This window comes from Rhodococcus opacus B4 (assembly GCF_000010805.1).
Lineage (GTDB): Bacteria > Actinomycetota > Actinomycetes > Mycobacteriales > Mycobacteriaceae > Rhodococcus_F > Rhodococcus_F opacus_C.
This window is the reverse complement of sequence record NC_012522.1, coordinates 688,122-712,336: the sequence shown is the minus strand read 5'-3', so window position 1 is coordinate 712,336 and position 24,215 is coordinate 688,122. Positions and strand designations below refer to the sequence as shown.

The 24,215-nt window shown below is 65.5% G+C and carries 17 protein-coding genes and 3 rRNA genes; 17 read left to right on the top strand and 3 right to left on the bottom strand.

Annotated features, from left to right (window positions below; genetic code table 11):
* Positions 1-17: 17 nt before the first annotated feature.
* The 4 genes from ROP_RS03275 (at position 18) to ROP_RS03260 (ending at position 5,984) form a co-directional block, all read left to right on the top strand.
* The gene (locus ROP_RS03275; protein ID WP_009473614.1) at positions 18-1,217 is read left to right on the top strand and encodes an argininosuccinate synthase; all 1,200 of its coding nucleotides are present in this window, start codon (positions 18-20) and stop codon (positions 1,215-1,217) included.
* A gap of 2 nt (positions 1,218-1,219) precedes the next feature.
* Positions 1,220-2,638: an argininosuccinate lyase gene (gene argH, locus ROP_RS03270; RefSeq protein ID WP_012687930.1), complete on the top strand. Its 1,419-nt coding sequence runs from the start codon at positions 1,220-1,222 to the stop codon at positions 2,636-2,638.
* Positions 2,639-2,742: 104 nt separating this feature from the next.
* Positions 2,743-5,733, top strand: coding sequence for an acyl-CoA synthetase (locus tag ROP_RS03265; protein WP_080512434.1), 2,991 nt, complete (start codon positions 2,743-2,745; stop codon positions 5,731-5,733).
* A 38-nt stretch (positions 5,734-5,771) separates the two neighbouring features.
* Positions 5,772-5,984 carry a Trm112 family protein gene (locus ROP_RS03260; RefSeq protein ID WP_012687928.1) on the top strand — a complete coding sequence of 71 codons (213 nt, stop codon included), beginning with the start codon at positions 5,772-5,774 and terminating at the stop codon, positions 5,982-5,984.
* On the opposite strand, the gene ROP_RS03255 is transcribed toward ROP_RS03260, so the two are convergent.
* From ROP_RS03255 to ROP_RS03245, 3 genes are read right to left on the bottom strand one after another with little or no spacing between them, the layout of a single operon-like run.
* Positions 5,985-6,611 carry a TetR/AcrR family transcriptional regulator gene (locus ROP_RS03255; protein ID WP_012687927.1) on the bottom strand — a complete coding sequence of 209 codons (627 nt, stop codon included), beginning with the start codon at positions 6,609-6,611 and terminating at the stop codon, positions 5,985-5,987. It lies immediately after the preceding gene.
* Positions 6,608-7,363 carry an ABC transporter permease gene (locus ROP_RS03250; RefSeq protein ID WP_012687926.1) on the bottom strand — a complete coding sequence of 252 codons (756 nt, stop codon included), beginning with the start codon at positions 7,361-7,363 and terminating at the stop codon, positions 6,608-6,610. The genes ROP_RS03255 and ROP_RS03250 overlap by 4 nt, the downstream gene beginning before the upstream one ends.
* Positions 7,363-8,094, bottom strand: coding sequence for an ABC transporter ATP-binding protein (locus ROP_RS03245; protein ID WP_043824150.1), 732 nt, complete (start codon positions 8,092-8,094; stop codon positions 7,363-7,365). The genes ROP_RS03250 and ROP_RS03245 overlap by 1 nt, the downstream gene beginning before the upstream one ends.
* A 39-nt stretch (positions 8,095-8,133) precedes the next feature.
* On the opposite strand from ROP_RS03245, the gene ROP_RS03240 reads away from it, so the two are divergent.
* The 13 genes from ROP_RS03240 (at position 8,134) to ROP_RS03180 (ending at position 24,118) form a co-directional block, all read left to right on the top strand.
* Positions 8,134-8,805 (top strand): DNA-3-methyladenine glycosylase, encoded by a 672-nt coding sequence (locus ROP_RS03240; protein ID WP_043824148.1) that lies wholly within the window; start codon positions 8,134-8,136, stop codon positions 8,803-8,805.
* Between the two features lie 8 nt (positions 8,806-8,813).
* Positions 8,814-10,091 carry a tyrosine--tRNA ligase gene (gene tyrS / locus ROP_RS03235; protein ID WP_012687923.1) on the top strand — a complete coding sequence of 426 codons (1,278 nt, stop codon included), beginning with the start codon at positions 8,814-8,816 and terminating at the stop codon, positions 10,089-10,091.
* A gap of 608 nt (positions 10,092-10,699) precedes the next feature.
* A 16S ribosomal RNA gene (locus ROP_RS03230) occupies positions 10,700-12,218 on the top strand.
* A 343-nt stretch (positions 12,219-12,561) separates the two neighbouring features.
* Positions 12,562-15,695, top strand: a 23S ribosomal RNA gene (locus tag ROP_RS03225).
* Positions 15,696-15,847: 152 nt separating this feature from the next.
* A 5S ribosomal RNA gene (gene rrf, locus ROP_RS03220) occupies positions 15,848-15,964 on the top strand.
* Together the 16S, 23S and 5S rRNA genes form the textbook arrangement of a ribosomal RNA operon.
* Positions 15,965-16,024: 60 nt before the next feature.
* On the top strand, positions 16,025-17,014 hold the full coding sequence (locus ROP_RS40980; protein ID WP_080512433.1) for a tetratricopeptide repeat protein: 990 nt from the start codon (positions 16,025-16,027) through the stop codon (positions 17,012-17,014).
* Entirely contained in the window at positions 17,011-18,006 is a 996-nt protein-coding gene (locus tag ROP_RS03205) for an HAD-IIA family hydrolase (protein ID WP_012687921.1), read from the top strand. Before ROP_RS40980 ends, ROP_RS03205 begins: the two co-directional genes overlap by 4 nt.
* 78 nt (positions 18,007-18,084) lie before the next feature.
* On the top strand, positions 18,085-18,312 hold the full coding sequence (locus ROP_RS42505; protein ID WP_050785034.1) for a hypothetical protein: 228 nt from the start codon (positions 18,085-18,087) through the stop codon (positions 18,310-18,312).
* Between the two features lies 1 nt (position 18,313).
* Positions 18,314-19,144 (top strand): TlyA family RNA methyltransferase, encoded by an 831-nt coding sequence (locus ROP_RS03200; protein ID WP_012687919.1) that lies wholly within the window; start codon positions 18,314-18,316, stop codon positions 19,142-19,144.
* Complete coding sequence (locus tag ROP_RS03195; protein WP_012687918.1) at positions 19,141-20,103, top strand: NAD kinase; 963 nt, start codon at positions 19,141-19,143, stop codon at positions 20,101-20,103. Before ROP_RS03200 ends, ROP_RS03195 begins: the two co-directional genes overlap by 4 nt.
* Positions 20,104-20,105: 2 nt before the next feature.
* Entirely contained in the window at positions 20,106-21,878 is a 1,773-nt protein-coding gene (gene recN / locus ROP_RS03190; protein ID WP_012687917.1) for a DNA repair protein RecN, read from the top strand.
* A 108-nt stretch (positions 21,879-21,986) separates the two neighbouring features.
* Positions 21,987-23,171, top strand: coding sequence for a putative cytokinetic ring protein SteA (gene steA / locus ROP_RS03185; RefSeq protein WP_012687916.1), 1,185 nt, complete (start codon positions 21,987-21,989; stop codon positions 23,169-23,171).
* A complete protein-coding gene (locus ROP_RS03180; RefSeq protein ID WP_012687915.1) occupies positions 23,168-24,118 on the top strand; it encodes a copper transporter in 951 nt (316 codons plus the stop codon). Before steA ends, ROP_RS03180 begins: the two co-directional genes overlap by 4 nt.
* The last annotated feature ends 97 nt before the right edge of the window (positions 24,119-24,215 follow it).

Genomic DNA, 24,215 nt, shown 5'->3' with positions numbered 1-24,215 from the left:
TAAGGAGCACAAGGACCATGGCCGATCGCGTCGTACTCGCCTACTCGGGCGGGCTGGACACCTCAGTCGCCATCAGCTGGATCGGCAAGGAGACCGGCAAGGAAGTTGTTGCTGTCGCCATCGATCTCGGCCAGGGCGGCGAGGACATGGAGGTCGTGCGCCAGCGTGCACTCGACTGCGGTGCGGTCGAATCGGTCGTGGTGGACGCGCGCGACGAATTCGCCGACGAATACTGCCTGCCGACCATCCAGGCCAACGCCCTGTACATGGACCGCTACCCGCTCGTGTCGGCCATCAGCCGCCCGCTGATCGTCAAGCACCTCGTCGAGGCCGCACGTGCCCACGGCGGCACCACGGTCGCGCACGGCTGCACCGGCAAGGGCAACGACCAGGTCCGGTTCGAGGTGGGCTTCGGATCGCTCGCTCCCGACCTCGACGTGATCGCACCGGTCCGCGACTACGCGTGGACCCGGGAGAAGGCGATCGCATTCGCCGAGGAGAACGAGATCCCGATCAACGTCTCCAAGAAGTCGCCGTTCTCGATCGACCAGAACGTCTGGGGCCGCGCCGTCGAGACCGGGTTCCTCGAGGACCTGTGGAACGCGCCGACCAAGGACGTCTACGACTACACGCAGGATCCGACCGTCAACTGGCAGGCCCCGGACGAGCTGATCATCAGCTTCGAGGCCGGACGCCCCGTCGCGATCGACGGCAAGCCGGTCAGCGTCCTCGAAGCGATCCAGGAGCTCAACCGCCGTGCAGGCGCTCAGGGTGTCGGCCGCCTCGACGTCGTCGAGGACCGTCTCGTCGGCATCAAGAGCCGGGAGATCTACGAGGCGCCCGGCGCCATGGTGCTCATCAACGCGCACCAGGAACTCGAGCACGTCACGCAGGAACGCGAGCTCGGTCGGTACAAGCGTCAGACCGAGCAGCGCTGGAGCGAGCTGGTGTACGACGGCCTGTGGTTCTCCCCGCTGAAGGTCGCGCTGGACACGTTCATCGAGAAGACGCAGGAACGCGTCTCCGGCGACATCCGGCTGGTGCTGCACGGTGGGGCGATCATCGTCAACGGCCGCCGCAGCAACGAGTCGCTGTACGACTTCAACCTGGCCACCTACGACGAGGGCGACACGTTCGACCAGTCCTACGCCAAGGGGTTCGTGCAGATTCACGGACTGTCGTCGAAGGTCGCGGCGAAGCGCGACCTGGGCCTCTAGGTATGAGTGCTCACGGCACCAACGAAGGAGCGCTGTGGGGCGGACGGTTCGAGTCCGGACCGGCCGCCGCCATGGCGGCGCTGAGCAAGTCCACCCATTTCGACTGGGTGCTGGCCCCGTACGACGTGCGCGCATCCCAGGCGCACGCCCGGGTGCTGCACAAGGCCGGCCTGCTCGGTGACGAAGACCTGGCGACGATGCTCGACGGTCTCGGCAGGCTCGCGGCCGACGTCGCGAGCGGCGACTTCATCCCGAGCGAATCCGACGAGGACGTGCACGGGGCCCTCGAGCGTGGGCTCATCGATCGGGTCGGTCCCGACGTCGGGGGTCGCCTGCGCGCCGGGCGTTCGCGCAACGATCAGGTGGCGACGCTGTTCCGGATGTGGCTGCGGGACGCGGTCCGCCGCGTCGCCGAGGGGGTCCTCGACATCGTCGACGCCCTCGCGACGCAGGCCGCCGCGCACCCGTCCGCGGTGATGCCGGGCAAGACTCACCTGCAGGCCGCGCAGCCGGTTCTGCTCGCCCACCATTTGCTGGCACACACGCATCCGTTGCTCCGCGACGTTCAGCGGCTGCGGGACTTCGACGTGCGGGCGGCCGTGTCGCCGTACGGTTCCGGGGCGCTGGCCGGATCGTCACTCGGACTCGATCCGGAGGCGATCGCCGCGGAACTCGCGTTCGATTCGTCCGCGGAGAACTCGATCGACGCCACCTCGTCGCGGGATTTCGCGGCCGAGGCTGCGTTCGTGCTCGCGATGATCGGCGTCGACCTGTCGCGGATGGCCGAGGAGGTCATCCTGTGGAGCACTCCGGAATTCGGCTACATCACACTCGCCGACGCCTGGTCGACGGGCTCGTCGATCATGCCGCAGAAGAAGAACCCGGACGTGTCCGAGCTGACCCGCGGCAAGTCGGGCCGGTTGATCGGCAATCTGACCGGACTGCTGGCGACCCTGAAGGCGCAGCCGCTCGCGTACAACCGGGATCTGCAGGAGGACAAGGAGCCGGTCTTCGATTCGGTGGCGCAGCTCGAGTTGCTTCTGCCTGCGATCACCGGACTGGTCGCCACTCTCGAATTCCACACGGATCGAATGGCGGAACTGGCTCCGGCGGGTTTCACGCTGGCCACCGACATCGCCGAGTGGCTCGTCCGCCAGGGCGTCCCGTTCCGCGTCGCGCACGAGGCCGCGGGGGCCTGCGTCCGCGTCGCCGAGGCGCGGGGTGCCGGACTCGAGGATCTCACCGACGAGGAACTCGCCGGGGTCGATCCGGCTCTCACTCCGGACGTGCGGGAGGTGCTCACCGTCGAGGGCTCGATCGCCTCGCGTAACGCTCGCGGCGGTACGGCCGGTATCCGTGTGGCCGAACAGCTGGGCGGGGTCCGTCAGCTGTCGGAGTCGCTGCGCGAATGGTGTCGGTGACGCCGGCGTCGGACACCCGGATCAGGGCTGTGTGACTGTCGGGGCGCAGTAGGGTGAGGGCGGGCGGCAGCGAGGCGTGCGTCACGGTTCGAGAGTCTGGGAGAGTGTTCGTGGGACTGAATACCGAAACGGTGATGGGCCCGATCCGTCGCGTGGTGGCGACGGCGCAGAACGGGCTGGAGGTGGTCCGTCTCGGTGGGCTCGAGACGGACCTCACCACATCGCCGTTCGAGGTGGTCGAACGCGCACCGATGTATCGGCTGAGGCGGTATTTCCCCGACACGGATCCGGCCGAGGCCGGACCCCCGATCGTCCTGGTCCCGCCGATGATGATGTCGGCCGACGTCTACGACGTGACACGGGACCAGGGTGCGGTCGGCATCCTGCGCTCGATGGGAATCGACCCCTGGGTGGTCGACTTCGGATCGCCGGATTCCGAAGAGGGCGGCTGGGATCGGAATCTCGCCGACCACATCGTCGCGATCAGCGAGATCATCGATCAGGTGCGGTCGCACACCGGTCGGGACGTCTATCTCTCCGGATATTCGCAGGGCGGCATGTTCGCCTATCAGGCCGCCGCGTACCGCCGCAGCCGCAACATCGCCGGACTCGTGACGTTCGGCAGCCCGGTCGACACGCTCGCCGGGCTGCCGTTCGGGATCCCGGCGGGTTTCGCGACCGACGCTGCGGGCTTCCTCGCGGACCACGTCTTCAACCGGCTCGCGGTATCGGGATGGATGGCCCGCACCGGGTTTCAGCTCCTCGACCCCGTCAAGACACTGAAGTCGAGGTTGGATTTCCTCCGTCAGCTGCACGACAGGGAAGCGCTGTTGCCGCGGGAGCAGCAGCGGCGGTTCCTCGCGACCGAGGGCTGGGTTGCGTGGTCCGGTCCGGCTGTCGCCGAGTTGCTCAAGCAGTTCATCGTGCACAACCGCATGATGACCGGCGGGTTCGTGATCAAGGACCAGGTGGTGTCGCTCGCGGAGTTGACCTGCCCCGTCCTCGCGTTTGTGGGGGAGGTCGACGACATCGGTCAGCCGTTGGCCGTCCGCGGCATCCGCCGGGCCGCCCCACGCGCGAACGTGTACGAATCGACCTTGCGGGCAGGGCATTTCGGCCTCGTCGTCGGTTCGGCCGCAGCGACGCACACGTGGCCCACGACCGGCAAGTGGGTTCTGTGGAACGAGGGGCTGGGTCCGCGCCCCACCAACATCGAACTCATGCGCTACGACGAGCACTTCGGTAGCGAATCCGGGGTCTCGATCAGCGATCGCATCATCCACACCGTGGCGTCGGTCGCCGAGGTCGGCGTCGGTGTCGGCAAGGGGATCAGCGACTTCGCGTCCGGCGCGCTGCGCGGCACGATGGAACTGTCCGGCGAGGCCACACGGGCGCTGCCCCGGTTGGCCCGGCTCGGCCAGATCCAGCCACACACCCAGATCTCGCTCAGCCGGTTGCTGGCCGAGCAGCGCCGGAAGGCGCCGGGCGGCGAGTGCTTCCTCTTCGACAATCGCGTGCACACCTACGAGGCGGTCAATCAGCGGATCGACAACGTGGTGCGTGGCCTGATTCAGGCCAGTGTCCGTCCCGCCGCGCATGTCGGCGTCGTGATGCAGACGCGCCCGAGCGCGCTCGCCGCCATCGTCGCGCTGTCCCGTCTCGGTGCCGTGGCGGTCCTCCTGCCGCCCGGGCGGGAAGTGCACAGCGCCATCCGCATCGACGGTGTCGAGCGCATCGTCACCGATCCGGAGAATCTGGACGCCGCGATCGCCACCGGCATGCAGGTCCTGGTACTGGGCGGCGGCGCCCAGCGCGACCTCGACGTGGATCCGTCGGCGAACGTCGTCGACCTCGAGAAGATCGACCCCGGCGCCGTGACGCTGCCGGGCTGGTACCGGCCCGATCCCGGTCTGGCCCGCGAACTGGCGTTCATCATCTGCAGTGAGTCCAACGGGCACTGGGAGACCAAGCAGATCACGAACTATCGGTGGGCGCTGTCGGCGTTCGGAACGGCCTCGGCCGCCGATCTCGATCGTGGTGACACTGTGTACTGCCTTGCGCCTCTGCATCATTCGTCGAGTCTGCTCGCCGCGATCGGTGGCGCCGTGGCGGGTGGATCCCGGATCGCGCTCTCGCGCGGACTCGACGCCGAGCGGTTCGCCGAAGAAGTCCATCGCTACGGCGTGACGGTGGTCAGCTACACGTGGACGATGATGCGCGAGATCCTCGACGCCGAGAACCTCGCGCTCGACGGAAGTCACCCCGTCCGGCTGTTCATCGGGTCCGGCATGCCGCAGGGGTTGTGGCGCCGCACGACGGAACGGTTCGCACCGGCGAAGGTCCTCGAGTTCTACGCGTCCACCGAGGGCGACGTGGTTCTCGCGAACGTCGCAGGCGCGAAGGTCGGGGCGAAGGGGCGACCCCTGCCCGGGAGCGCCGAGGTGCGGCTGGCGGCCTACGACCCGATCTCCGGCCGGCTGCTGGAGGACGAGCAGGGATTCATCCGCGAATGCGAGGACGACGAGGTCGGTCTGCTCCTCGGCAGGGCGGGCGTGCACGCCGAGATGTCCGGCGGCGCGATGCGGGGAATATTCGCCGCGGGCGACGCGTGGATTCCGACGGAGAACCTCTTCTGCCGCGACGCCGACGGGGACTACTGGCTGGTCGATCACAGGAAGACCGTGATCGCGACTCCCCGGGGCGCGGTGTTCACCCAGCCGATCGTCGACGCGCTCGGGTCCGTCGATCGGGTCGACCTCGCGGTGGCCTACGGGGTGGAGGCCGGCGGCCGCACGCTCGCCGTTGCCGCGTTCACTCTCCGGGACGGGCGGCCGCCGAGACTGGCGGAGATCTCGGACGCGCTCGACGCGCTTGCTCCCGCGCTGCGACCCGACATCATCCAGGTGGTCGGGGACATCCCGCTGGGGTCCTCGTACCGACCGAATGCCGATGCCCTGAGCGCTGCCGGACTGCCCAAGCCGGGAACCCGTGTGTGGTATGTCGATCCGGAATCGCAGCAGTACCGGCGGCTGACCAAGGCGGTTGCCGCCGAGTTCCAGGACGGCTCCGCCGGAGTGCCCGCCGGTGCGCGGTAGCCTGACACTGCTCACCCGAACGGTTGGAGAGGACTTCCGTGGTTATTGATCCGACGTTGCTCGGCATTCTCGCGTGCCCACAGGACAAGGGTCCTCTGCTGTTGGTCGGAGACGAGTTGCTCTACAACCCGCGCCTTCGGCGGGCGTATCCCATCGAGAACGGGATCCCCGTCCTGCTGATCGACGAGGCCCGGGACGTCGATGCGGACGAGCATGAGACGCTGCTCGCCCGGGCGTCCGGCGCGGCCTGATCACACCGGAAGGTCGCCGGTGAGATAGCGCTGCAACGTCGGTGCGACGATCGCAACCAGGTCGTCGACGGGCAGCGACGCGAGTGGCTCGAATTCGAGGACGTACCGCGTCACCAGGACGCCCGCCATCTGCGATGCCACCAACTGCATGCGCAGCATCCCGGTTCCGGGTGGTTCGTCGACGCGCGGTCCGAGGTCTCGGAGCACGACCTCGAGGAGGAACGTGCGGATGAGGGTCGGTTCGTTTCCCGCCATCGCCGACCGGAACGCCGCGACCACGGCGGGCTTGTGCGGCGACTCCCAGACCGAGAACACGGCCAGGGCGAGGCGGCTGCCGATCTCGTCCCGCGGGGTGTCGAGCACCGGCGCGATCACCTTCGTCGGATCCACCGGAATGTCCACCGACGCGAGGAACAGTTGTCGCTTCGTTCCGAAGTAGTGGTGGACCAGCGCGGAGTCGACACCCGCCCCGGCGGCCACGGAACGCACGCTGGTCTTGTCGAAGCCGTTCTGCGCGAACAGTTTCCGTGCCGTCGTCAGGATCCGCGACCTCGTGTCCGGGTTGCCCCGGCGTCGTCCCGTCCGCAGCCCGGTGGTGGCGTCCGACCGTGTCGCGGGGTCGGTCATGGTGTGCGGCGTCTCAGTGTTGCGGCGCCCAGCGACAGCGCGAGCAGGGCGAAGGCGGCGACCACTGCGAGGTCGCGCCACATGAGTCCCGTGGCCCCGGGGTGTGTGGCGACCTGCTGCAACGCCTCGACGGCGTAGCTCAGGGGGAGGACGTTGCTGATCCACTCCAGCCAGGTGGGGAGCTGATCCCGGGGAACGAGGAGCCCGCACAGGAAGAGCTGGGGGACAACGACCACCGGCATGAACTGCACAGCCTGGAATTCGGTGCGCGCGAAGGCGCTGCACAGTAGACCGAGGGCCACGCCGAGGATCGCGTTCAGCACGGCGATCAGCAGCACCCACGTCACGCTGCCCTCCGTGGTGAGGCCGAGGAATCCGAATGCCACCGCACACGCCAGCCCCGCCTGCGCGGCAGCGGCTGTGGAGAATGCCGCCGCGTAGCCGCCGAGCAGGTCGAGCTTGCCCATCGGCGTCGTGAGCAGGCGTTCGAGGGTTCCCGACGTCCGTTCACGTTGCATCGCGATCGACGTGACGAGGAACATCACGACGAACGGCAGGATGCCCAGCATCGTGATCGCGACGCGCTCGAACAGAGATTGCTGACCGGGCGGCGCCGGGACGTTCTGGTAGAGGAAGTACAGCAGCACCATCAGCAGGCTGGGCACCACCAGAATCATGGCGACGGTGCGATGATCCGTTCGCAACTGCGCGAGGATCCGGCCCGCCGTGGCCGCGAAGATCGTGACGTTCATCAGTTTTCACTTCCGACGTGTGATGCCCGGATGAGGTTCAGGAAGGCGTCTTCGAGGCTCGTCTCGCCCGTCTGTTCGCGGAGCCCGCCGGGGGAAACCTGCGCGAGAACGTAGCCGTCGCGCATGAGCAGGAGCGACGCGCAGTGCTCGGCCTCGTCCATGACGTGGCTCGACACCAGCAGGGTGGTTCCCGCGGCGGCGAGTTCCTCGAATCGCTCCCAGAGTTCGACCCGCAGGAGGGGGTCCAGGCCGACGGTGGGTTCGTCGAGCACGAGGATCTCGGGGCGCGCCACCAGTGCGCATGCGAGGCTGACCCGGCCCAGCTGCCCGCCCGACAGATCGGCCGCCTTCTGGGTGGCGAAGCGTGTCAGCCCCACCGCATCGACGGCTTCGGTGACCGCGCTCGACGGCTGACCGTAGAGTGCGGCGAAATAGGCGACATTCTTCCGGACCGTGAGGTCGGCGTACACGCTGGGGGACTGGGTGACGTACCCGACGCGGCTTCGCAACGAGACCGAGCCTGCGGGGGACCCCAGCACGGTGACGGTCCCGGATTCCACGATCTGGGTGCCGACCACGCACCGCATCAGCGTGGTCTTTCCGCATCCGGAAGGTCCGAGGAGACCGGTGATGGATCCGCTCGCAACCTGGACGTCAATGCCGTGCAGCACTTCGTTCCTGCCTCTGCGCACGTGTAGATCTCGGATGTCGATCGCTGCGGCGTCGGTCATGGCGGACCTCAATTCATCACTGGGTGAATTCATTGTGTGATGAATTATGCGACCCACGGGGCGGCATCGTCAACGGTTGTGGAGAATCGGGGCGTGACCATCGATCGACTCGACCGGGCGGAACCCGTGGACGCCGCGCGCATCGTCCTCGGATCCACGCTCATCGTCGGCGACGTTCGCATCCGCATCGTGGAGGTGGAGGCGTACGGCGGGGAGAAGGACGGGCCGTGGCCCGACCCGGCATCGCACTCGTACCGGGGGAGGACCCCGCGCAACGAGGTGATGTTCGGCCCGGCCGGGCACCTGTACGTGTACCGCAGCTACGGGATGCACTTCTGCATGAACGTGTCCTACGGCCCGGTCGGCACGGCGGGTGGAGTGCTCCTCCGTGCGGGCGAAGTGCTCGACGGGTCCGCGACGGTCCAGGCCCGCAGACCCCGGGTCACGAGGCCTGCCGACTGGGCGCGCGGGCCCGGCAACCTGGGGTCCGCGACCGGCGTCACCCTCGCCGAGAACGGTGCGGGACTGTTCGAAGGCGATTCGCCCGTTCGGCTGGAGGTCGCGGACTCGGACGACTGGCTGAGCGGCCCCAGGGTGGGGGTCAGCACGGCTGCCGACCGCCCGTGGCGTTTCTGGATTCCGGAGTCGCCGGCCGTGTCCGCGTACCGCAGAAGCCCGCGTGCGATGCCCGCCGACGAGCGGATGGGATGATCGGAACCGTGACTGAGAACATCATCGATGAACTGACCTGGCGCGGGCTCATTGCCCAATCAACCGATCTGGACGCGCTGCGCCGTGATCTCGACGCCGGACCGGTCACGCTCTATGCCGGTTTCGATCCGACTGGACCGAGTCTGCACGCTGGCCATCTCGTGCCACTGCTCGCGCTGAAGCGATTCCAGCGCGCGGGCAACCGCCCCATCGTGTTGGCCGGTGGCGCGACCGGTCTGATCGGCGATCCCCGCGACGTCGGTGAACGCACGATGAACTCCGCCGACACCGTAGCGGAATGGGCCGACCGGATCCGGGGTCAGCTCGAACGGTTCGTCGACTTCGACGACTCGCCGAGCGGCGCTGTGATCGAGAACAACATGAACTGGACCGGCAAGCTGTCGGCCATCGACTTCCTCCGCGACGTGGGCAAGCACTTCTCCGTCAACGTGATGCTCGCGCGAGACACCGTGAAGCGGCGCCTCGAAACGGACGGCATGTCCTACACCGAGTTCAGCTACATGCTGCTCCAGGCCAACGACTACCTGCACCTGCGACGCAGCCACGGTTGTTCGCTGCAGGTCGGCGGATCCGATCAGTGGGGCAACATCATCGCCGGCGTCGAGCTGAACCGGCGCGTCGACGCAGCGTCGGTTCACGGTCTGACCGTCCCGCTCGTCACGTCGGCGGACGGCAAGAAGTTCGGCAAGTCGACCGGAGGCGGAAGCCTGTGGCTCGACCCCGAGATGACGAGCCCCTACGCGTGGTACCAGTACTTCGTGAACACCGGCGACGCCGACGTGATCAAGTACCTGCGGTGGTTCACGTTCCTTTCCGCGGAGGAACTGGCGGAACTGGAGACGGCGACCGCCGAGCGCCCGCATGCGCGCGAGGCCCAGCGCAGGCTCGCTGCGGAGATGACGACACTCGTGCACGGCGAAGCCAACACCCGCGCTGTGGAGCTCGCGAGCCAGGCACTGTTCGGGCGCGCGGAACTGCAGGACCTGGACGAGCCGACGCTCGGCGCCGCACTTCGGGAGGCGTCCGTCGCGGAACTCGCCCCGGGAGAGCCGTCCAGCATCGTCGACCTTCTCGTTCTCAGCGGACTGTGCGAGAGCAAGGGCGCGGCCCGTCGCGCCGTGAAGGAAGGCGGCGCCTCCGTCAACAACCAGAAGATCTCCAGTGAGGACTGGACGCCCGAATCGGGTGATCTGCTGCACGGGACGTGGCTCGTGGTTCGGCGCGGAAAGCGCAACTTCGCCGGCGTCAAAGTGCTGTCGAACTAGCGTGCGGCGGCTCACAGTGGCGTAATTCGGATCGATTGCGTTCGGTGGTCCGTGTGTAGCGCGGGCCACCAGCGGATTTCACATACCGGATGCCTGTGACCAGGGGATTTGACGCTCCGTTATCCGTCGCGTAACTTATTTCAGGTCAGAGCGACACGGACACCAACCCCGACCGAGCGGCCGGGGACACGAGGTTGGACGCAAGAGCCTGAACTTCCCGAGAATACCGAACAGGTTTCGATGCTCTCGAGATGTCCTGATCGCCCCGGTTTGCGCCGGAGCGCGACAGGAGATAAGTTGGAACGGTTGCCCCGGAGCGGTCGGCGAGTGAGCCGGAAGTGATGGTGTGCGCGTGTTCTTTGAGAACTCAACAGTGTGTCGATGAATGTCAGTGCCAAATGTTTTTGGTACTCCGCATCACGGATTGCTTTCGGGGCCTTCGGGTTTCGGGGTTTGTGTGGTGTGGGTATTTTTGCTGGCTTCCCTCCTTCTTCCGTCGGTGGGGGGTCAGTGTTTGATAGCTAGTTTGAGTTTTTGATCGCTAGTGATTTGGCTCGATGTCTATGACTGATTAGGTGCCTCTTCGGGGGTGTCGAAATCTAGAGTCTTCAACGGAGAGTTTGATCCTGGCTCAGGACGAACGCTGGCGGCGTGCTTAACACATGCAAGTCGAGCGGTAAGGCCCTTCGGGGTACACGAGCGGCGAACGGGTGAGTAACACGTGGGTGATCTGCCCTGCACTTCGGGATAAGCCTGGGAAACTGGGTCTAATACCGGATATGACCTTCGGCTGCATGGCCGTTGGTGGAAAGGTTTACTGGTGCAGGATGGGCCCGCGGCCTATCAGCTTGTTGGTGGGGTAATGGCCTACCAAGGCGACGACGGGTAGCCGACCTGAGAGGGTGACCGGCCACACTGGGACTGAGACACGGCCCAGACTCCTACGGGAGGCAGCAGTGGGGAATATTGCACAATGGGCGAAAGCCTGATGCAGCGACGCCGCGTGAGGGATGACGGCCTTCGGGTTGTAAACCTCTTTCAGCAGGGACGAAGCGAAAGTGACGGTACCTGCAGAAGAAGCACCGGCCAACTACGTGCCAGCAGCCGCGGTAATACGTAGGGTGCAAGCGTTGTCCGGAATTACTGGGCGTAAAGAGCTCGTAGGCGGTTTGTCGCGTCGTCTGTGAAAACTCGAGGCTCAACCTCGAGCTTGCAGGCGATACGGGCAGACTTGAGTACTGCAGGGGAGACTGGAATTCCTGGTGTAGCGGTGAAATGCGCAGATATCAGGAGGAACACCGGTGGCGAAGGCGGGTCTCTGGGCAGTAACTGACGCTGAGGAGCGAAAGCGTGGGTAGCGAACAGGATTAGATACCCTGGTAGTCCACGCCGTAAACGGTGGGCGCTAGGTGTGGGTTTCCTTCCACGGGATCCGTGCCGTAGCTAACGCATTAAGCGCCCCGCCTGGGGAGTACGGCCGCAAGGCTAAAACTCAAAGGAATTGACGGGGGCCCGCACAAGCGGCGGAGCATGTGGATTAATTCGATGCAACGCGAAGAACCTTACCTGGGTTTGACATATACCGGAAAGCTGCAGAGATGTGGCCCCCCTTGTGGTCGGTATACAGGTGGTGCATGGCTGTCGTCAGCTCGTGTCGTGAGATGTTGGGTTAAGTCCCGCAACGAGCGCAACCCTTGTCTTATGTTGCCAGCACGTAATGGTGGGGACTCGTAAGAGACTGCCGGGGTCAACTCGGAGGAAGGTGGGGACGACGTCAAGTCATCATGCCCCTTATGTCCAGGGCTTCACACATGCTACAATGGCCGGTACAGAGGGCTGCGATACCGTGAGGTGGAGCGAATCCCTTAAAGCCGGTCTCAGTTCGGATCGGGGTCTGCAACTCGACCCCGTGAAGTCGGAGTCGCTAGTAATCGCAGATCAGCAACGCTGCGGTGAATACGTTCCCGGGCCTTGTACACACCGCCCGTCACGTCATGAAAGTCGGTAACACCCGAAGCCGGTGGCCTAACCCCTCGTGGGAGGGAGCCGTCGAAGGTGGGATCGGCGATTGGGACGAAGTCGTAACAAGGTAGCCGTACCGGAAGGTGCGGCTGGATCACCTCCTTTCTAAGGAGCATTCTCCAGACGTGCACCACTGAACAGTCAGTGGATGATGTTCTGGCAGAGACTGTTTCGTTCCCACATGTGGAACGGCAGACGCTCATGGGTGGAACACTGACAAACATTCTTTTCACTGCTGCCGGCCCGAGTGCCGGTGGGAGAAGAGTTATATCGATGCACTGTTGGGTCCTGAGAGAACACGTGAGTGTTTCCTCTACAGGAAAGTGACGACAAACAATCGTGGTTGTCACATCGGTTCGGAGGCTTCGGTTTTCGGGTGCTGGTGGCGACGTGAGCATGGTTGGTTGTGTGTTGTTTGAGAACTGCACAGTGGACGCGAGCATCTTTGTTGTAAGTAATGAAGAGCGTACGGTGGATGCCTTGGCACCAGGAGCCGATGAAGGACGTAGGAGGCTGCGATAAGCCTCGGGGAGCTGTCAACCGAGCTGAGATCCGAGGATGTCCGAATGGGGAAACCCAGCACGAGTGATGTCGTGTTACCCGCACCTGAATATATAGGGTGTGTGGAGGGAACGTGGGGAAGTGAAACATCTCAGTACCCACAGGAAGAGAAAACAATAGTGATTCCGTGAGTAGTGGCGAGCGAAAGCGGAAGAGGCTAAACCATGGATGTGTGATAGCCGGCAGGTGTTGCATTCGTGGGGTTGTGGGGTTCATCTTGTCGATGCTGCCGTGTTGGCCGACAGTAAGAAATCGTTGTGTTAGTGGAAGTGGTCTGGAACGGCCTGTCGTAGAGGGTGAGAATCCCGTACACGAAAACATGACGACTGTCGTGATGGAAACCCAAGTAGCACCGGGCCCGTGAAATCTGGTGTGAATCTGTCGGGACCACCCGATAAGCCTGAATACTCCCTGGTGACCGATAGCGGACTAGTACCGTGAGGGAAAGGTGAAAAGTACCCCGGGAGGGGAGTGAAATAGTACCTGAAACCGTGCGCTTACAATCCGTCAAAGCCTTCGAGCCACTTGTGGCTGGGGGTGATGGCGTGCCTTTTGAAGAATGAGCCTGCGAGTTAGTGGCATGTCGCGAGGTTAACCCGTGTGGGGTAGCCGTAGCGAAAGCGAGTCCGAATAGGGCGTTCGTAGTGGCATGTTCTAGACCCGAAGCGGAGTGATCTACCCATGGCCAGGTTGAAGCGACGGTAAGACGTCGTGGAGGACCGAACCCACTTAGGTTGAAAACTGAGGGGATGAGCTGTGGGTAGGGGTGAAAGGCCAATCAAACTCCGTGATAGCTGGTTCTCCCCGAAATGCATTTAGGTGCAGCGTCGCGTGTTTCTCACCGGAGGTAGAGCTACTGGATGGTCTAGGGGGCCCACAAGCTTACCGAAATCAGCCAAACTCCGAATGCCGGTGAGTGAGAGCGCGGCAGTGAGACTGCGGGCGATAAGGTTCGTAGTCGAGAGGGAAACAGCCCAGATCGCCAGCTAAGGTCCCTAAGCGTGTACTAAGTGGAAAAGGATGTGGGGTCGCGAAGACAACCAGGAGGTTGGCTTAGAAGCAGCCACCCTTGAAAGAGTGCGTAATAGCTCACTGGTCAAGTGATCCTGCGCCGACAATGTAGCGGGGCTCAAGTACACCACCGAAGCTGCGGCACTCACACAATGCACCCCCTCGATTCTGCGGAGTCGTGGGCAGTGGTGTGGGTGGGTAGGGGAGCGTCGTGTGGCCATGGAAGCGGCGGGGTGACCCAGCCGTGGAGGCCACACGAGTGAGAATGCAGGCATGAGTAGCGAAAGACGAGTGAGAAACTCGTCCGCCGAATGACCAAGGGTTCCTGGGCCAGGTTAATCCGCCCAGGGTGAGTCGGGACCTAAGACGAGGCCGACAGGCGTAGCCGATGGACAACGGGTTGATATTCCCGTACCCGTGTGAACGCGCCCCTGGTGAATCAGTGATACTAACCATCCTGAAGCGTCCTTACGTCCCTTCGGGGGCCCTGGATGTGGATGCATGGGACCTGATCTGGTAGTAGCCAAGCGATGGGGTGACGCAGGAAGGTAGCTGAGCCAGTCAGTGGTAATACTGGTGTAAGCCTGTAGGGCGAACGGTAGGCAAATCCGCCGTTCATACAGCCTGAGAGGTGACGCATAGCCGAATGAGGCGAATTCAGTGATCCTATGCTGCCGAGAAAAGCCTCTAGCGAGCTTTCACACGGCCCGTACCCCAAACCGACACAGGTGGTCAGGTAGAGAATACTAAGGCGATCGAGATAACTATGGTTAAGGAACTCGGCAAAATGCCCCCGTAACTTCGGGAGAAGGGGGGCCTCGTCCGGTGATCACTCTTGCAGTGTGAGCTGGGTGGGGCCGCAGAGACCAGTGAGAAGCGACTGTTTACTAAAAACACAGGTCCGTGCGAAGTCGTAAGACGATGTATACGGACTGACGCCTGCCCGGTGCTGGAAGGTTAAGAGGACCGGTTAGCCACTTGTGGCGAAGCTGAGAATTTAAGCCCCAGTAAACGGCGGTGGTAACTATAACCATCCTAAGGTAGCGAAATTCCTTGTCGGGTAAGTTCCGACCTGCACGAATGGCGTAACGACTTCTCAGCTGTCTCAACCATAGACTCGGCGAAATTGCATTACGAGTAAAGATGCTCGTTACGCGCGGCAGGACGAAAAGACCCCGGGACCTTCACTACAGCTTGGTATTGGTGTTCGGTTCGGTTTGTGTAGGATAGGTGGGAGACTGTGAAGCGCTCACGCCAGTGAGTGTGGAGTCGTTGTTGAAATACCACTCTGATCGTATTGGACCTCTAACCTCGGACCATGATCTGGTTCAGGGACAGTGCCTGGTGGGTAGTTTAACTGGGGCGGTTGCCTCCCAAAATGTAACGGAGGCGCCCAAAGGTTCCCTCAGCCTGGTTGGCAATCAGGTGTCGAGTGCAAGTGCACAAGGGAGCTTGACTGTGAGACTGACAGGTCGAGCAGGGACGAAAGTCGGGACTAGTGATCCGGCACCGGCAAGTGGAAGCGGTGTCGCTCAACGGATAAAAGGTACCCCGGGGATAACAGGCTGATCTTCCCCAAGAGTCCATATCGACGGGATGGTTTGGCACCTCGATGTCGGCTCGTCGCATCCTGGGGCTGGAGTAGGTCCCAAGGGTTGGGCTGTTCGCCCATTAAAGCGGCACGCGAGCTGGGTTTAGAACGTCGTGAGACAGTTCGGTCTCTATCCGCCGCGCGCGTTAGAAACTTGAGGAAGGCTGTCCCTAGTACGAGAGGACCGGGACGGACGAACCTCTGGTGTGCCAGTTGTTCCACCAGGAGCACCGCTGGTTAGCTACGTTCGGAAGGGATAACCGCTGAAAGCATCTAAGCGGGAAGCCTGTTCCAAGATGAGGTTTCTCACCCCCTCGAGGGGGTAAGGCCCCCGGCAGACCACCGGGTTGATAGGCCAGAACTGGAAGCCAGGTAACTGGTGCAGGTGACTGGTACTAATAGGCCGAGGACTTACCACAAAGAAGCTACGCGTCCACTGTGCAGTATCTGAAACAACACACACGATTCACACGTTTTTCGTGGATCGTGTGTGGGCGAAGCCCCCCAAAAAAAGGGGGGTTCAGCGTTCACTCGATTCACACGCGAAGCGTGTGTGACAGTTTCATAGAGTTACGGCGGCCATAGCGGAGGGGAAACGCCCGGTCCCATTCCGAACCCGGAAGCTAAGCCCTCCAGCGCCGATGGTACTGCACCCGACAGGGTGTGGGAGAGTAGGACACCGCCGAACATCCGTTACCGAAAGGGGACCCAATATACTGGGTCCCCTTTCGTGGTTTGTGTGAAAGGAATGACTGTGTCGGAGAGTGACGACGGACGTCGGTCCTTCCGCGGAGGCGGTGCCTCCCAAAGTGGTCGAGGCGGTGCCTCCCAAAGTGGTCGAGGCGGCGCCTCTCATAACGATCGCGGTGCGTCCGGTGGTAACCGTGGCGGCGCCGGCGGTTCCGGTCGTGGTGGCTCGTCCGGTGGTCCCCGTCGCGATTCGCGCGACAACCGTGGCGGTGCCGGTGGCGATCGTCGCGGTGGCGGACCCCGTCGTGGCGGCGAGGGCGGCTTCGCGCCTCGCGGACGTGAAGGCGACCGTCCGCAGCGGCAGCAGGCCCGTCCGGACGAACCGGATCTGCCCGAGAACGTCGAGGCCGGCGAGCTCGATCCCGCTGTCCGCCGCGACCTGCTGAGCCTGGACAAGACGAACGCGAACACGGTTGCGCGTCACCTGGTGATGGCCGGCAAGCTCGTCGACGACGATCCGCGTCTTGCGCTCGCGCATGCCCGCGCCGCGCGCCAGCGTGCGGGCCGTATCGCTATCGTGCGTGAGGCCGCGGGCATCACCGCATATCACGCCGGCGAATGGGCGGAGGCGCTGTCGGAGTTGCGCGCTGCTCGCCGCATGGCGGGCGGTCCCGGACTGCTCGCGGTGATGGCGGACTGCGAGCGTGGACTCGGCCGCCCGGAGCGTGCGATCGAACTCGGGCGAAGCGAGGAAGCCGCAGCCCTGTCGGGTGACGAGGCTGCCGAGCTGCGCATGGTGGTCGCCGGAGCTCGGATGGACCTCGGACAGTTCGATCAGGCCGTTGTCACACTGCAGACCCCCGATCTCGACGCCGCACGGACCGGACCCGGTGCGGCTCGTCTGTTCTACGCGTACGCCGATGCCCTGGTGGCGGCCGGTCGTATCGAGGACGGACTCAAGTGGTTCCTCAACTCCGCTGCCGCGGATCTCGAGGGTGACACCGACGCGGAGGAGCGTGTGGCCGAGCTGACCGGAGACGATCAGTGACGGCCCTGCGCGAAAATTACGACGCTCTGCTGCTCGACCTGGACGGCACGCTGTACCAGGGGCCGCAGGAAATACCCGGTGCGCGTGAGGCTTTGGCGGCCGGGATGCAGTCCTGCTACTACGTGACCAACAACGCCAGTCGCAGTCCCGGCGACGTCGCGGAACACCTGACCGACCTCGGCTTCGAAGCCGGCGAGTCGACGGTGGTGACGAGTTCGCAGTCCGCGGCCAGGCTGCTCGCGGAGAACGTCGCACCCGGCTCGCCGGTGCTCGTCGTGGGCACCGAAGCGCTCGCCGACGAGGTCCGAAACGTTGGGCTGCGTCCGGTGCGTTCGTTCGAGGACGCACCCGTCGCTGTCGTCCAGGGACATTCGCCGACCACGGACTGGGCGATCCTCGCCGAGGCGACCCTCTCGATCCGCGCGGGTGCCGTCTGGGTGGCGGCGAACCTGGACTCGACCCTCCCCACCGAGCGGGGCCTCGTCCTCGGCAACGGTTCGATGGTCGCAGCCCTGCGCACAGCGACGTCCCGTGAACCACTCGTGGCGGGTAAGCCGGCCGCGCCGTTGATGGAAGATGCGATGCGCCGCAGCGGCTGTGTGCGGCCCCTCGTCGTCGGCGACAGGCTGGACACCGACATCGAAGGAGCCAACAACGTCGGTCTCGACTCGCTGCTGGTGCTCACCGGCGTGAGCACTGCGATCGACGTCCTGCGTGCCGCCCCGGAGCAGCGCCCCACCTACGTCGCATCCGAATTGGACGCGCTCAACCGGCCCGCCGACGAGTCGCTCGTCGGTGAGGACAGCCGGTGGTCCGTCGAGTTCGACGGCACCGATCTGGTGATCGAACCGACCGCGGATTCGGCCGAGCCGATGGATTCGGCTGCGCTGCTGCGGGCCGTTGCCGTCGGTGCATGGAAATTCCCCGACTTCGCGCGGATCACGTCGACGACGCGTGCGGTGAGCGCGGTCGTGTCCGGCTGGGGTGCCTGAAACGCGGTAGAGCCCGCGTTGTTCGTCACGCGATTCGCTGTATGCGTATCGGATCGCGATGGACTAGCGTTGTGCCCGATGAGCACGCCAATACCGCGCCCGGGAGCCCATCTACCTGGGCCTCCTCAGAGTGTCGACCCCGAGAAGATCCACACGGAGGTCGACGGATTGTTGTCGCGGCTCGGAGCCGTCGAACCCGATCCCGACGACGAACACGGTGCCGGCGTCATCCCGCGCAAGGCTCACCTTCTCGAGAAGGCGCACGACGTGCTGGTGGAGGCCTTGGCCACCGTGGACAAGATCTGACGTGGCCCGTCGAGCACGGGTGGATGCCGAACTCGTTCGGCGGGGGCTGGCCCGGTCCCGAGAACACGCGCAAGAACTCATCGCCTCCGGCCGAGTGCTGATCTCGGGTGCGGCAGCGACCAAACCGGCCACCGCCATCGAAGCGGGAACCCCGTTGCGGGTGGTCGAGGTAGACAACGAAGTGTCCTGGGCATCACGCGGCGCGCACAAGCTCCTCGGTGCGCTCGAAGCGTTCGGCCCCCGCGGACTCGCGGTCGACGGCAAGCGCTGCCTCGACGCCGGCGCGTCCACCGGCGGCTTCACCGACGTACTGCTGCACCACGGCGCGCGGGAGGTCGTGGCGGTGGACGTCGGGTACGGACAGCTGGTGTGGCGGCTGCAGTCCGACGACCGCGTCCACGTCGTCGACCGCACCAACGTGCGATCCATCGATGCCGAGCAGATCGGCGGACCGGTCGAACTGGTGGTCGCCGACCTGTCGTTCATCTCCCTGAAGCTCGTTCTCCCGGCGTTCGTCGCCTGCGTGACCGACGGCGCAGATCTGATTCCGATGGTGAAGCCGCAGTTCGAGGTCGGCAAGGATCACGTCGGCTCCGGCGGGGTCGTGCGTGACCCGGAGTTGAGGGTCGCCTCCGTACTGGACGTCGCGAAGACGGCAGCGTCGCTCGGACTGCGTACCGTCGGTGCGGTGGCCAGTCCGCTGCCGGGACCGTCGGGGAACGTCGAATACTTCCTGTGGCTCCGGGCGGATGTCACACCCGGGACGGATGATGTACCGGTCGAGTCGGTAGAAGAGTTGATCCGCACCGCGGTGCAGGAGGGACCACAGTGAGCGGGGGAAGCAGCGGCGGCCAGCAACGCGAGCGGGAGATCCTGCTGGTGGCGCATCCGGGTCGCGCCGAGATCACGGAGACCGCGCGGCGCGTCGGCAAGATCTTCGAGCGGGCCGGGATCGGAATGCGCGTCCTCGTCGACGAGGTCGACAGCACCCGCATCGAACCGATGGACGGCATGGCCGCCGACGAATTCCTGGTTCCCGGGCTGGAAGTCACCATCGTGCAGGCCGGCCCCGACGCCGCCCTCGGGTGCGAGATGGTGCTCGTCCTCGGCGGGGACGGGACGTTCCTGCGGGCGGCGGAACTCGCTCAGGCAGCGTCCATTCCGGTCCTGGGCATCAACTTGGGCCGGATCGGGTTCCTCGCGGAAACAGAGGCCGAGCACCTCGACGAGGCGCTCGGCCAGGTGGTGCGCCGCGAATACCGCATCGAACACCGCATGACACTGGACGTGCTGGTCCGGGTGGACGACGAGATCATCGAACGGGGCTGGGCGCTCAACGAGGCGAGCATCGAGAACCGGTCCCGGCTCGGTGTCCTCGAGGTGGTGCTCGAGGTCGACGGCAGGCCGGTGTCGGCGTTCGGCTGCGACGGCGTCCTCATCTCCACGCCCACCGGGTCGACGGCATACGCGTTCTCGGCGGGCGGCCCCGTCGTGTGGCCGGAACTCGAGGCGCTGCTGGTGGTCCCGAGCAACGCGCACGCATTGTTCGCGCGCCCCCTCGTGACGAGCCCGGAATCGCTGATCGCGGTGGAGACCGTGGCAGGCAGCCACGACGGCCTGGTGTTCTGCGACGGTCGCCGGACCCTCGAATTGCCCGCGGGCGCCCGCGTCGAAGTGGTGCGTGGCAAGGAACCCGTTCGGTGGGTACGACTGGATTCGGCGCCGTTCGCGGACCGGATGGTGCGAAAGTTCGAGCTGCCCGTCACCGGGTGGCGAGGAAGGAAGCCCTAGACGTGCTGGCAGAGATCAGGATCGACAACCTCGGTGTGATCTCCGAGGCCTCGGCGCAGTTCCACGAAGGTTTGACGGTGCTCACCGGTGAGACCGGTGCGGGCAAGACGATGGTGGTGACGAGCCTGCACCTGCTCAGCGGTGCGCGGGCAGACGCGGGACGGGTGCGCCTCGGTGCGCCGCGCGCCGTCGTCGAGGGCCGGTTCATGACGGACGAAGGCTCGGAGCACGTCGAACGTGCCGTGTCCCGGCTGCTCGAATCGACCGGTGCCGAGCGGGACGAGGACGGCACCATCATCGCGGTCCGCACCGTCGGCAGCGACGGCAGGTCCCGCGCCCACCTGGGTGGGCGCAGTGTTCCGGCGGGCGTGCTGTCCGAGTTCACCGATCCGCTGCTCACGGTGCACGGGCAAAACGATCAGCTGCGGCTGCTTCGCCCGGACCAGCAGTGCGCCGCGCTCGATCGATTCGCGGACAAGACGGTCGGGCCGCTGGTCGCGCGGTACCGCAAACACCGCAACGAGTGGATGACCGCGCGATCCGAACTGATCGAACGGACCGGTCGGACCCGGGAACTCGCGCAGGAAGCCGACCAACTGACGTTCGCTCTCAACGAGATCGACGGCGTCGCCCCCACCCCGGGCGAGGACGAGGCGATCGTGTCGGAGGTCCGCAGGCTCAGCGAACTCGACTCGCTGCGGTCGGCGGCGGAAGAAGCACACGCAGCGCTCGCCGGCGGCGACGTCATGGACGGCGACGGCGGGGCCGCGCCCGCGCTGGACCTGCTGTCCGAGGCGCGGGCCCGGATCGAATCGGCCACCGACCCGGAACTCGACGGGCTCGGACCCCGCCTCGCCGACGCGATCGCAGTGGTCACCGACGTCTCCGCGGACCTCACCACGTATCTCGCCGGACTGCCGGCGGACCCGGGAGCGCTGGACTCTCTGCTGTCCCGGCAGGCGGAGCTGAAAAACCTCATCCGCAAGTACGCCGCCGACGTCGACGGCGTACTGGAATGGGCCGACAACGCCCGTGCGCGGCTCGAGAAGATCGACGTGTCCTCCGATGCGCTGGCCGCGCTGACGAAGCAGGTGGAGGAGTCGGCGGCGTCGACCGCGGAAGCGGCGTCGAAACTGACCGCGGCCCGCGTCAAGGCCGCGACCAAACTCGCCAAGGCCGTCAGTTCCGAACTCGCCGGTCTGGCAATGGGCCGGGCGGCGCTCGAGGTGACGGTCCGGCCCCGGATCGCCGGACCCCAGGACACGGCCCCGCTCACCGTCGACGGCACCGAACTCCACGCGGGATCTTCCGGCGTCGACGAAGTGGAGTTCCGGCTGTCGGCGCACAGCGGCGCGCAGTCACTGCCCATCAGCAAGAGCGCGTCCGGCGGTGAGCTCTCGCGCGTGATGCTCGCCCTCGAGGTGGTGCTCGCCGGGTCCGACTCGGGCGCGACGATGGTGTTCGACGAAGTCGACGCCGGCGTCGGTGGACGGGCGGCGGTCGAGATCGGCAGGCGGCTGGCCCGGCTGGCCCGCACGCACCAGGTCATCGTCGTCACGCACCTGCCGCAGGTCGCGGCGTTCGCGGACACCCACCTGGTAGTCGACAAGGTCGACGACCAGGACGGCGTCGTCAGCAGTGGCGTGCACACGCTCACCGACGACGAACGGGTCGTGGAGCTGGCCCGGATGCTCGCCGGCCTCGACGACACGGAGACCGGTCGCGCGCACGCGGAGGAGTTGCTGGCGACCGCCAGCGCCGAGCGTTCCGCCTGATCCGGCCCGGTGGGCCGTCGGCCGCGCGTGGTAATGGTGTGACTGATGTGGTAAACGGTTCGGCGCGCCTCCACAGGTCGGTCCTGCTTCCGGTCCATCATCGAATCCATGAAGATGCCGGCACTGCTGTCACGTAACACCGAAACTTTGCCCGGGGTCAGCGGCATCGCCAGGGTGGATCGCAACACGGCCAAGTTGCTGCGCCGCGTCGGACCCGGTGACATCGTCGTTCTCGACGAGCTCGACCTCGACCGCGGAACCGCGGACGCCCTGGTGAAGGCCGGCGTTCTCGCAGTGATCAACGCGTCGCCGTCGATCTCGGGGCGGTATCCCAACCTCGGCCCGGAGGTGATCGTCGCCAACGGGATCCTGCTGGTGGATTCGGCGGGCGCCGAGATCTTCAAGAGCATCAAGGACGGCAGCAAGGTCCGGGTGAACGGGGGAGGTGTCTACTCCGGGGAACGGCGCATCGCCAAGGGCGACGAACAGACCGAGGCGGAGATCTCCGACCGGATGATCGAGGCGAAGACCGGTCTGGTCGACCACCTCGAGGCGTTCTCCGGCAACACCATCGAGTTCATCCGCACCGAGAGTCCGTTGCTGATCGACGGGGTCGGCGTGCCCGACGTCGACGTCGACATGAAGGAACGGCACGTCGTGATCGTGTCCGACGGCCCGGACCACGCGTCCGACCTGAAGAACCTCAAGCCGTTCATCAAGGAGTACTCACCGATCCTCATCGGCGTCGGGGCAGGCGCCGACGTCCTGAAGTCGGCGGGCTACCGCCCCGACCTCATCGTCGGCGACCCCGAGGACATCACCAGCGCGACGCTGAAGTCGGGCGCCGAGGTGGTGCTGCCCGCCGACCAGGACGGTCACGCACCCGGTCTGTCGCGCATCCAGGACCTCGGCATCGGGGCGATGACGTTTCCCGCGTCCGGGTCCCCGTCCGACCTGGCTCTGCTGCTGGCCGACCACCACGGCGCGTCGCTGATCGTCACGGTCGGCAGCACCGTCTCGCTCGACGAGTTCTTCGACCGCGGCCGCCGCGACAGCAACCCGTCGGCGTTCATGACCCGGCTGAAGGTCGGGCCGAAACTGGTGGACGCGAAGGCCGTGGCGACGCTGTACCGCAGCCGGGTGTCGGGCAGCGCGATCGCGCTGCTCGTCCTCGCCGCTCTCGTGGCCGTCATCGTGGCCCTGGTCGTGTCCAACGTGGGTGGTGAGGCACTCGACTGGGCCGTCGCGACGTGGAACAGCTTCGCGTTGTGGGTTCAGGGGTTCTTCAAGTGATTTCTCTGCGTCAACATGCCATTTCCATAGCGGCGATCTTCCTGGCTCTGGCAATCGGCGTGGTCATGGGCTCCGGCCTGTTGTCGAGTGGTCTCGTGTCGGGGCTGCGCGACGACAAAGCGGACCTGCAGACCGACCTGGAGAACGCAAGCGAACGTAACAACCAACTGACCGAGCAGCTGAACTCGGCCGACGGTTTCGATTCCGCGGTGGGCGGCCGCGTGGTCGCCGACTCGCTCGCGCAGCGCACCGTGATGGTCGTGACGACCCCCGATGCCGACCCGGCCGACCTCGACGGGGTCAACCGGATGATCGCGCAGGCAGGGGGTTCGGTGACCGGGCGGGTGTCGTTGACCGACTCGTTCGTCGACGCCACGGGCGGCGACCGGTTGCGGACGGTCGTCAACAACGTGATCCCCGCGGGTGTCACGTTGAAGACCGGGGCCGTCGACCAGGGCAGCCTCGCAGGCGACCTGCTGGGTTCGGTCCTCATGCTCGGCAAGGAGACGGGCCAGCCGCAGAGTTCCGCCCAGGAGATGGCGCTGGCCCTCGAGACGCTCCGCGGCGCCGGGTTCGTCAGCTACGACGACGGCGCCGTCCAGCCTGCGCAGGTCGCGGTCGTGCTGACCGGAGATCGGGACGTGGAGGACGGCGTCAGTGGCAACCGCGGCGCGGTCGTGGCCCGGTTCGCGGGCGCGCTGGACTCGCGCGGTGCCGGGGCGGTGCTCGCCGGACGTCCGGCCTCCGCCCAGGGCAACGGCGCGGTCGCCGTGGCACGGGCCGACGCCGCCCTGTCGGCGGCGCTCACGACGATCGACAACATCGATCGGGAAGCGGGCAAAATCACCGTTCCGCTCGCGCTGCAGGAGCAACTGAACGGCGGCGCGGGCCGGTACGGCACCGGACCCGGCACCACCGGAGTCACCGTGGGGGCCACCCCGGCGTAGTGCGCGTCACATCGGGGCGGACAATCGCGGCGCGTTGTTTCCGGGACGTCCGCAGAGGTGTTACCGTGAAGTCCCGTGGGTCGGCAGGCCCCAGCAT

What these genes read in the sequence shown, in the direction of transcription:
- steA (WP_012687916.1), top strand. Translation starts at nt 21,987, where the DNA reads ATGAAGATGCCGGCACTGCTGTCACGTAACACCGAAACTTTGCCCGGG.
- ROP_RS03275 (WP_009473614.1), top strand. Translation starts at nt 18, where the DNA reads ATGGCCGATCGCGTCGTACTCGCCTACTCGGGCGGGCTGGACACCTCA.
- ROP_RS03255 (WP_012687927.1), bottom strand. Translation starts at nt 6,611, where the DNA reads ATGACCGACCCCGCGACACGGTCGGACGCCACCACCGGGCTGCGGACG.
- ROP_RS03245 (WP_043824150.1), bottom strand. Translation starts at nt 8,094, where the DNA reads ATGACCGACGCCGCAGCGATCGACATCCGAGATCTACACGTGCGCAGA.
- ROP_RS03240 (WP_043824148.1), top strand. Translation starts at nt 8,134, where the DNA reads ATGAATTATGCGACCCACGGGGCGGCATCGTCAACGGTTGTGGAGAAT.
- ROP_RS40980 (WP_080512433.1), top strand. Translation starts at nt 16,025, where the DNA reads ATGACTGTGTCGGAGAGTGACGACGGACGTCGGTCCTTCCGCGGAGGC.
- ROP_RS42505 (WP_050785034.1), top strand. Translation starts at nt 18,085, where the DNA reads ATGAGCACGCCAATACCGCGCCCGGGAGCCCATCTACCTGGGCCTCCT.
- argH (WP_012687930.1), top strand. Translation starts at nt 1,220, where the DNA reads ATGAGTGCTCACGGCACCAACGAAGGAGCGCTGTGGGGCGGACGGTTC.
- ROP_RS03250 (WP_012687926.1), bottom strand. Translation starts at nt 7,363, where the DNA reads ATGAACGTCACGATCTTCGCGGCCACGGCGGGCCGGATCCTCGCGCAG.